The 9738-nt window shown below is 73.3% G+C and carries 5 protein-coding genes, 1 tRNA gene and 1 other RNA gene; 1 reads left to right on the top strand and 6 read right to left on the bottom strand.

The window, feature by feature from the left end:
- Positions 1–144: 144 nt before the first annotated feature.
- The 6 genes from ACFVH5_RS41975 to ffs all read right to left on the bottom strand — a co-directional run bounded on the left by ACFVH5_RS41975 (position 145) and on the right by ffs (position 9540).
- On the bottom strand, positions 145–1044 hold the full coding sequence (locus tag ACFVH5_RS41975) for a phosphoribosylaminoimidazolesuccinocarboxamide synthase (RefSeq protein ID WP_385838949.1): 900 nt from the start codon (positions 1042–1044) through the stop codon (positions 145–147).
- Between the two features lie 95 nt (positions 1045–1139).
- Entirely contained in the window at positions 1140–2660 is a 1521-nt protein-coding gene (locus ACFVH5_RS41970; RefSeq protein ID WP_385838948.1) for a N,N-dimethylformamidase beta subunit family domain-containing protein, read from the bottom strand.
- Positions 2661–3109: 449 nt separating this feature from the next.
- Entirely contained in the window at positions 3110–4930 is a 1821-nt protein-coding gene (locus ACFVH5_RS41965) for a hypothetical protein (RefSeq protein WP_385838951.1), read from the bottom strand.
- A gap of 380 nt (positions 4931–5310) precedes the next feature.
- Positions 5311–6570 carry a phosphoribosylamine--glycine ligase gene (purD, locus tag ACFVH5_RS41960; RefSeq protein WP_385838947.1) on the bottom strand — a complete coding sequence of 420 codons (1260 nt, stop codon included), beginning with the start codon at positions 6568–6570 and terminating at the stop codon, positions 5311–5313.
- A gap of 308 nt (positions 6571–6878) precedes the next feature.
- A complete protein-coding gene (locus tag ACFVH5_RS41955; RefSeq protein WP_385838946.1) occupies positions 6879–9314 on the bottom strand; it encodes a DNA polymerase III subunit gamma and tau in 2436 nt (811 codons plus the stop codon).
- A 127-nt stretch (positions 9315–9441) separates the two neighbouring features.
- Positions 9442–9540: signal recognition particle sRNA small type (gene ffs, locus ACFVH5_RS41950), an RNA gene on the bottom strand.
- A gap of 71 nt (positions 9541–9611) precedes the next feature.
- Between ffs and ACFVH5_RS41945 the strand changes: the two genes are divergently transcribed.
- Positions 9612–9699, top strand: a tRNA-Ser gene (locus ACFVH5_RS41945).
- The last annotated feature ends 39 nt before the right edge of the window (positions 9700–9738 follow it).

Genomic DNA, 9738 nt, shown 5'->3' with positions numbered 1-9738 from the left:
GTTAGAGCCCAACTTTGCAATGTTGGTGGTCGCCAGTTCGAACCTGGTCGTCCGCTCAGAGGAAGAAGAACGCGAAAACCCCCGGTCGATGACTGGGGGTTTTCGCGTGGACCGCGAGGGCCCGCGGACGCCGCGGCATCGCGCTCAGGCCCAGGGCGTGCCCGTCAGACGCTCGTACGCCTCCACGTACTTGGCGCGGGTCGCGTCCACGACCTGCTGGGGCAGCGCGGGCGGCGGCTGCTCGCTCTTCCGGTCCCAGCCGGACTCTGCGGAGGTCAGCCAGTCGCGTACGTACTGCTTGTCGAACGAGGGCTGCGCGCGGCCCGGCTCCCACTGGTCGGCGGGCCAGAAGCGGGACGAGTCCGGGGTCAGCACCTCGTCGGCGACGACGAGCGTCCCGCCGTCGAAGCCGAACTCGAACTTCGTGTCCGCGAGGAGGATGCCGCGCTCGCGCGCGATGTCCCGGCCCCGGCTGTAGACGGCGAGCGTCGCCTGCCGGAGCTGGGCGGCGGTCTCCGCGCCGACCTGGCGGGCGACCTCCTCGTACGAGACGTTCTCGTCGTGCTCGCCGACGGCGGCCTTGGTGGCCGGGGTGAAGATCGGGGCGGGCAGCTCCGAGCCGTCACTGAGCCCGTGCGGGAGCGCGAGGCCGCAGACGGTACGGGTCTTGTCGTACTCGACGAGACCGGAGCCGGTGAGATAGCCGCGGGCGACGCACTCGACCGGGACCATCTCCAGGGACTTGCAGACCAGGGTGCGGCCCTGCCAGTCGGCGGGGGCGCCGGCCGGCGGTTCGGTGCCCAGGACATGGTTCGGCATGAGGTCGGCGAGCTGGTCGAACCACCAGAGCGAGAGCTGCGTCAGGACGCGGCCCTTGTCGGGGATCTCCGTGGGCAGCACCCAGTCGAACGCGGAGATGCGGTCGCTGGCGACCATCACGAGGTCGCCCGCCTCGTTCTGGTACAGGTCGCGCACCTTGCCGGTGTGCAGGTGCACCAGACCCGGAACCTCAAGAGGCTCGGGCTTTTCGACGAATCCGGACACGGTTCCTCCCCGTGGTTCTGACTGAATGCCTCGATTCTCCCGTACGGGAGGACCGGCCTCGGCCAGGGGGCCGTGCGGAACCAGGGGCGGCGGCCTCAGTCGCGTTTGCAGATGCGGTCCAGGAGGTTGGCCGTGGCCCGCTGGACACGGGCGTCGGTGTGCCCCGGCCGGTCCAGGGCCGGGGACCAGGCGAAGGTGCCCGCCGCGAAGACGAGGGCACCGGAGTGCGCCCGGTACAGGGACGTCTCCTGGTGGCGGATCGTCCCCTCCGTGTCCCGGTACGGGGAGTGCGAGAGGAGGATGCGGCCCTGGTGCTCGGGGAGCGCGGTCCGGGGGAAGTAGCGGTCGGCCTCACCCGCGACCATGCCCTCCAGCTCGTCGCCCTCGTGGGCTCCGGTCGCCTCCCACAGCCAGTGGTCGGCGTTGCGGACGACGAGGGGGTGGGCCTCGGGAACCCGGCCCGCGTACTGGATCCCGAGGAGCTCCTGCTCCGGGCGGTCGATCTCCCGCCACAGCGCGGGTCTGCCGGGTCCACGGCGTTTCAGGCAGGTGAGCAGCCGGTCGGGGGTGCCGGACGCGGAGGGCGCCAGATCCACCTGCCAGTACATGGTGTTGGCGGAGAGGAAGACGAGCGAGGTGCCCTGCTCGCGGGCGACGTCCACGGTGCGGCGCATGGCCGTCGACCAGTACTCGTCGTGGCCCGGGAAGACCAGGCCGCGATAGCGCGTGGGGTCGATACGGCCGGCGTGCAGGTCGCGGGCGTCGGCGTACGCGAGGTCGTAGCCGTAGCGCTCGGCCCAGCGGATGAAGTCGTAGGCGTGGCCCACGTGCAGGGGCAGGCCCGCGCCCGCGTACGGACGGTCGAAGGAGACCGTCGTCGCCGCATCGGCCTCGCCGAGCAGCCGGCCGTCCTCGTCCCACGCGTGGTACAGACTCGCGCCCGTGTGCCCGTCCTCCGGGTAGAGGTTGTACGCCTGCCAGGTGATGTCCGGCAGGACGAGCAGCAGGTCGGCGGGGTGGTCGTCGCGGACCGTGAACGGGATGTGGGAACGGTGGCCGTCGTCGGTGGTGAGGACGGCGACGTACGCGCCGATGCTCCAGTACGACGGAATCTGCAGCCGCCAGGACAGCCACCAGTGGTGGCAGGAGACCGTGCGGTCCGCGGTGAGCGGGGCGGGCTGGACGATCCCGGAGAGGCGCGGGCTGGTGGTGATCTTGCTGGCGCCGTCGCCGCCGTAGTGACCGATGCGGTAGATGTCCACGCCGAACTGCTGGGGCGGGTCCACCGTGATGTGGAAGTCGACGGCCTCGCCGGGGGCGACCGCGCCGGTGGAGGCGAACCCCTTGATCTGCCGGTGGACGTCGTCGGCCGAGCGGGGGTCTCCGGCGGTCGCCCGCGGGGTGGGGACGCGTGGGCCGGAGCTCCGGTAGCGGTCGTGGGCGGTGGTCGCGCCGGGGGGTGGGGTGTGGTCGACGTACCAGGGGACGACGTGGCCGGTGTCGTCGAAGTAGTTCTCGCTGCCGCGCAGCCAGGGGACGGGGCCCTGTCCGAATGGGTCCGTGACGGCGTGCGCCAGCGCTCCCGACTCCCACCGGCGGATCTGCTCGGTCCCCATGTGACGTTCCCTCCCTCGTACGTCCTTGCCCATGTGTGCCCCCGCGCACGGGTGGACACGGGTGGACCCAGCACATCACATTACGCATGCGCGCCGTCACCGTTCGTCGCTAATTGCCCGCGGCCGGTGGGGAGATGGCGGGCCGGAGGTGGTTCGTGACGTGCGGGTCCGCCGGGGCTGAGCGCGCAGTTCCCCGCGCCCCTGAGTGGGGTGGGGTACGGGGCGCCATGGCGGCGCGCGGGTCGGACGGCGGTGAGCTTGCGGGGGCTCGCGCCCCTGTGGGTGGGGGTGGTGGGGTGCGGGGGCCATGGCGGCGTGCGGGTTCGTCGGGGCTGGGCGCGCAGTTCCCCGCGCCCCTGGGTGGGGTGGGGTGCGGGGGGCCGTGGCGGCGCGCGGGTTGGAGGGAGGTGAGTGTGCGGGGGCTCGCGTCCCCGGGTGAGGGCCCGGGGTCAGACCAGTCTGACTGGTTTTTCTGCTCGTACTCCGAGGTCCAGGAGCCAGGCTCGCAGGGGGGCGGGGTCGCCCTCCTCGATGAGGCTGAGGACTCGGGGGCCGAGGTCCGCGGAGCGCTCGCCGTTCACGAGGAGCGACGGGCCGTCCAGCCAGTCGAGCCCCGGCATCGCCCCGGCCGTGTCCATGGCCGCGCAGCAGACCATCGCCGTCACATGGTCGCCGAGCAACTCACGTCCCGTCCGCGGCGGTTGCAGGGGGAAGAGCGGCAGCGCGCCGTCGTCCCAGAGCGCCAGGTCGGGGCCGCCCTGTCCCGCGGAGGCCGTCGAGGGCGTCGGGGACGCCGTCGGCCCGGCGGTCGTCGCGGCCTCCTCGCGTGCCAGCTCGGCGCTCAGCACCGCGGCGAGCGCCGCGCTCCGCTCGGTCGCCGGAACGCCGTCCTCGTCGCTCTCCGGGCCGCCGTCGGCCTCGTACGCCGTCGCGCCGTCGTCCGTGCCCTGCGAAGGCGAAGACGGGGGCGGGGGCGGGGGCGGGGGTGCGGCGGACGTAAGGTGGTCCATCACGCGGTCCAGCGTCGGGCCCTCCGGCTCGGATGCGCCCGGCCCCGCCGTGCGGCTCACGCCGAGTCCGTCCAGTACGCGATGGAGCCGTGCCGCGTCCGTACGCCATTTGCGGTCGACGACCTCGTCCGGATACTCCGCCCAGTCGACCGGGGCCCAGTCGGGTCCGGTCTCGGCGGGGCCGCCGTGGAAGAGGCGCGCGGCGAGCAGGGACGTCGCCTCGTCGATCGCGCCCGGCTCCTCCAGGAGATCGCAGGCGGGCCGTTCGCCGAGGCGGGAGGTGAAGCCCTCGGCCAGCCGGTCACGCCGTGACAGCTCGGTGAGCGCCGCGACGACACCCGCGTCGAGCCGGGACGGCCACCGCCCCATGCGCCAGGCGGGCAGCGCGACCCTGGTCAGCAGCCGGTCCCAGCCCGCGTACGCCAGGCCCACCTGCTCCTGCGCGACGATCCGCAGCCCGTAGTCCACGGTCTGCGCACGCTCCGCCGCCGCGGTCGCCACGCCCCGCTCCATCTCCGCGGCGTGCACGCGGCAGCCGCGCAGCATGATCCTCGCCACCCAGCCGGCCACGCCGAGCACCAGGCGGGTCAGCGGTCCGCGGGTGGACGCCGACGCCACCGCCACGGCCGCGTCGAGACCTCGTACGAAACGCCGGGCCGCGGCTATGTCGGGGTGCGCCGACGGTCCCGTACCCGCGACGACCGGGGCGAGCACGGCCCGCAGTTCACCGACCCGCATCCACCACAGGAAGGGGGAGCCGATGACGAGGACGGGCGCGGCGGGCGTACGCCGGTGTGCGGGGCCCAGGCCACGGCCGCCCTCCATCTCGTCCTCGGACTCCGGGCGGGGCGGGGCGTGGGCCGGGTGGGTCCGGTCCTCAAGCCAGCTGTCGCAGTCCGGTGTGAGCGCTATCGCGGAGGGCGCGGGCACTTCGAGGCGGTCGGCCAGATCCCGCACCATGCGGTACAGATCCGGCGCCGACTCCTCGGCGACCGGGACCGTGGGGCTCATGGCGGGCCGCGCACGGGCGACGAGCAGCGCGACCCCCACCGCGCACAGCAGTACGAACACGGCGAACCCCGTGACGACCGCGCGCACCACGCCCCAGCCGGGGCCGTCGATGTGCCCGGTCGACCCGCCGACGAGCAGGACGACGGCGACGGCCGCGGGCAGCAGGGCGACGGCCAGCGCCCTGCTGCGGATGCGCAGCACGGCGAGAGCCCGTGAGCGCGCGGTGTGCGCACCCAACTCCACTCCCATACCGGACACGACCGGTGTCACCCCCTACTGCCCGCCCGACGTGTGCATACCCAGCCACCGCCGGCGGACGTCCATTGCGTTGCTCACTCCCCCACTGTGGCACCCGCGACTGACATCGCAATGCCGGTGGGCCAAGTGCCGGAACGCTTTGCGCCGCACCCTAGTTGGGGCCCCGGCCGACGTCAGCCGGATGGGGGATCGGTCACTCGATGGAATGGCTTTGGCTAGAGGTGGCTGACGAAAAGGCCCCGGATCCTGTGCCGGATCCGGGGCCCGAAGGGGTTGAGCACGTCATGAGCGCGTGCTGCGCAGGGTGTCGACGGGGTGTCGCGTGGTCACGGACGGTGCAGGTGAAAGCTCGTAACCGAGGGTTACCGCGGTTACTCCGCGGCAGCTTCCGCGACCTTCGCCGCGATGTCCGTACGGTGCTGGGAGCCGTCGAGACGGATCCGGTCGACCGCCCTGTACGCGCGGGTACGGGCCTGCGTGAGGTCCTTGCCGCTCGCCGTGACCGAGAGCACGCGGCCCCCGGCGCTGAGGACGGCGTCGCCGTTCCGCTTCGTACCGGCGTGCAGGACGTACGTGTGCGGGGCGTCCTCGGCGGCCACCTCGGCGAGGCCCTCGATGGGGTCGCCGGTGCGGGGGGTGCCGGGGTAGTTGTGCGAGGCGATGACCACGGTGACAGCCGCGTCGTCGCTCCAGCGCAGCGGTTCGAGGTCGGCGAGGGTGCCGTTCGCGGCCGCGAGGAGGATGCCGGAGAGCGGCGTCTTCAGACGGGCGAGGACGACCTGGGTCTCGGGGTCGCCGAAACGGGCGTTGAACTCGATGACCCGCACGCCGCGCGAGGTGATCGCGAGCCCGGCGTACAGCAGCCCGGAGAACGGGGTGCCGCGGCGGCGCAGCTCGTCGACGGTCGGCTGCAGAACGGTCTGCATGACCTCCTCGACCAGCTTCGGATCGGCCCACGGGAGGGGCGAGTACGCGCCCATGCCGCCGGTGTTGGGGCCTTCGTCGCCGTCGAGGGCGCGCTTGAAGTCCTGCGCCGGCTGCAGCGGGACGACCGTCACGCCGTCGGTGATCGCGAAGAGGGAGACCTCGGGGCCGTCGAGGAACTCCTCGATGACCACGCGGTCGCAGGCGTTGGCGTGGGCCGCGGCGGCTGCGAGGTCGTCGGTGACGACGACGCCCTTGCCGGCGGCGAGCCCGTCGTCCTTCACGACGTACGGGGCGCCGAACGCGTCCAGCGCCTCGTCCACCTCGGCGGGGGTCGTGCAGACGTACGAGCGGGCGGTGGGGACGCCCGCGCCCGCCATCACGTCCTTGGCGAAGGCCTTGGAGCCCTCCAGCTGGGCGGCCTCCTGCGAGGGGCCGAACACCGGGATGCCCGCCTCGCGCACGGCGTCGGCGACCCCGGCCACGAGGGGTGCCTCCGGGCCGACGATCACCAGCTCGGCGCCGAGGTCCGTGGCCAGCGTGGCCACGGCCTTGCCGTCGAGGGCGTCGACCTCGTGCAGCTCGGCCACGTCGGCGATACCGGCGTTGCCCGGGGCGCAGTGCAACGCGGTGACGTCGGGGTCGAGGGAGAGGGAACGGCACAGGGCGTGTTCGCGGGCACCGCCGCCGATTACTAGGACGTTCACGGGGGTCAGCGTAGCGGGACGCCTGGCCGGCGGGGGATTTGGTGGCGGGCATCCGTGCCGGGTGCGGGTGCGTGGGGGCTTGTCGCGCAGTTCCTCGCGCCCCTTGGGTGGGTGGGGGGCAGGGTTGTGCGTCGGGGGACGCGGGGTGGGGGCCGGGTGCGCAGTTCCCCGCGCCCCTTCGGGGAGTGGGGGCCAAGGTCGTACGTCAGGTGCCGCGGCGTGGGGGCCGGGTGCGCAGTTCCCCGCGCCCCCTGGGTGGGTGGGGGCGGGGTTGGTCGGTGGGTCTGACCGGGTGGACCGTTGGTCGGTCAGTCGTTCGTGAACTCTTCCAGGACCGTTGCTCCCAGTTCTCGGACGATCAGTTCGTGGCCGGAGAGGGCGGACTCGTCGAGGTCGGGATCGTCGTCCTCCGGGGTGTCGTCCTCCGGCGAGATCGGAGGCGGCTCCTGGGCGGCGGGGCGCGGCGGAGGCTGGTGCGCCGAAGCGGACGAGGGCGCGGAGCCGGAGGCGGGCGCCGGGCGGTTCTGGGACGACGGGGAGGCCGGTCCGGGCGCCGGAGCCGGGGCCGCGGGCTGTTGCGGGGCGGGGCGGGGCGCACCCGTGCCCGTGACCTGAGCGGCGCCGCCACCCGACGGGTAGCCCCCGCCGCCACCGGTGTTGCCGCCGTATCCACCGCCGCCGAAGCCGCCACCGGGTGCGGGCGGGGGCGCCGAGCCTCCGGAGGGGTCGATGACCGCCTCGATCCTCCAGGTCACGTTGAACAACTCGGACAGCGCCTGCCGCAGCACCTCCTCGCTGCCGCTGCTCGCGAAGTTGTCCCGCGCTCCGACGTTGACGAAGCCGATCTGGAGGGTGGTGCCGTCGAAGCCGGTCACCTGGGCGTTCTGGCTGAGCAGGATCCAGGTGAAGCGGCGCCGGTTCTTCACCGCGTCCAGGATGTTCGGCCAGAGCGTGCGGGGGTCGGGCCCGCCGCTCGGAGGAGCGGCGAACGCGGCCGGGCCCGCGGAGCCCTGCGAAGGAGCGGGGGAGGCAGGGGCTTGGGAGGGCGCGGCGGACGCTCCGGACGGAGGCTGCCCCCCGCCCGTGGCGGACGCGGTCGGCCAGCCACCCGGCCGCCGCCCGCTGCCCACGGCTGTCGCGGTGGGCCAGGCACCGGCAGCCGGCCCGGACGGCTGCTCCGCCGCGGGGACGGGGGCGGGGGCGGCAGGCACGGCAGGACTAGGGCTGGGACTGGGAGTGGGAGCAGTCTCGGCGGGAGCGGGCGGAGGCGTGTACGCGGCGGCGGGCGCGGCCGGGACCTGGGCAGGCCCGCCCCCCACATCACCACCGGGACCGGAACCGAGGCCGGGACCGGGACCGGGAACTCCGGGCCCCTGCCCGACTCCTCCTCCGCCCGCTCCCCCTCCCCGCACGGCGGCGCGGGCGGCGGCGGGACCACCGCCCGGCATCCCCGGGTGTCCCGGCTGCCCCGACTGTCCCGCAGGGGCTCCCGGGTGGGCGTCGGGCCCGGGCACGTAACCGACGGCGGGCCCACCGACCCCGCCCCCGAGTCCGGCCCCTGCTCCCGCCCCTCCCCCGCTGAAGTTCACACCGCGCTCGATCCGGTCGAGCCGGGCCATGACGGACCGCTCGTCGCCGTAGGCCGTGGGCAGCAGCACGCGAGCGCAGATCAGTTCGAGCTGGAGGCGGGGCGAGGTGGCCCCCCGCATCTCCGTCAGACCGGCGTTGACGAGGTCGGCGGCACGGCTCAGCTCGGCGGCGCCGAAGACCCCGGCCTGGGCCGTCATCCGCTCAACGACGTCCACGGGGGCGTCGATGAGCCCCTTCTCACCGGCGTCGGGCACAGCCGCCAGGATCACGAGGTCCCGCAGCCGCTCCAGCAGGTCGGCGACGAACCGCCGGGGGTCGTTGCCGCCCTCGATGACCCGGTCGACGACCTCGAAGGCCGCGGCGCCGTCGCCCGCGGCGAAGGCCTCGACCACGGAGTCGAGCAGCGAGCCGTCCGTGTACCCGAGGAGGGAGGTCGCCATGGCGTACGTCACACCGTCGTCCCGGGCTCCCGCGAGGAGCTGGTCCATGACGGACATGGAGTCACGCACGGACCCGGCGCCGGCCCGCACGACGAGCGGCAGCACGCCGTCCTCGACGGGCATGCCCTCGCGTCCGCAGACCTCGCCGAGGTAATTCCGCAGGGTGCCGGGGGGAACGAGCCGGAAGGGATAGTGATGCGTACGCGACCGGATCGTGCCGATGACCTTCTCGGGCTCGGTGGTGGCGAAGATGAACTTGAGGTGCTCCGGCGGCTCCTCGACGACCTTCAGCAGCGCGTTGAAGCCGGCCGGCGTGACCATGTGGGCCTCGTCGATGATGTAAATCTTGTACCGGCTGCTCGCGGGCCCGAAGAAGGCCTTCTCACGCAGGTCACGGGCGTCGTCCACACCACCGTGGGAGGCCGCGTCGATCTCGATGACGTCGATGGAACCGGGCCCGTTCCGCGCGAGGTCCTGGCAGGACTGGCACTCACCGCACGGTGTGGGCGTGGGCCCCTGCTCGCAGTTCAGACACCGCGCGAGGATGCGCGCGCTGGTCGTCTTCCCGCAGCCGCGCGGCCCGCTGAACAGGTACGCGTGATTGACCCGGTTGTTCCGCAGCGCCTGCTGCAACGGGTCGGTGACATGCTCCTGCCCGATGACCTCGGCGAACGACTCCGGGCGATAACGGCGGTACAGCGCGAGGGACGACACACATACGAGGTTATAGGCGCCCACTGACAACGGGGAACGCCCGTCGACTCCCGCCCGCCCGGCCCCACCGGCACCGGCCCGAAACCCCCGGCCCGACCCGCCCGGATCGGTCCCGATCCCGCCCGCGAACGCAAGCGCCCCCCACGCACCCGCCAGAGCCAACCTACCCTTGCTGCCTTCCGGCCCTGGGGGAGTTCAGTCAGATAGCGCCACGTGAGGGGCTGCGCACACAGTACCCGATCCGAGCGGGGGGAACGAGTTCGCGAGCACGGCTCAACGTCTTGTATTGTTTGCCGCGGAGGATTCGCCTAGTGGCCTAGGGCGCACGCTTGGAAAGCGTGTTGGGGGCAACCCCTCACGAGTTCGAATCTCGTATCCTCCGCCAGTGCCTCACCGGGCACGATGTCGAAGGGCCCCACCGTTC

Source organism: Streptomyces sp. NPDC127119 (assembly GCF_042677425.1).
Lineage (GTDB): Bacteria > Actinomycetota > Actinomycetes > Streptomycetales > Streptomycetaceae > Streptomyces.
This window is presented reverse-complemented; position numbering and strand designations above follow the sequence as displayed.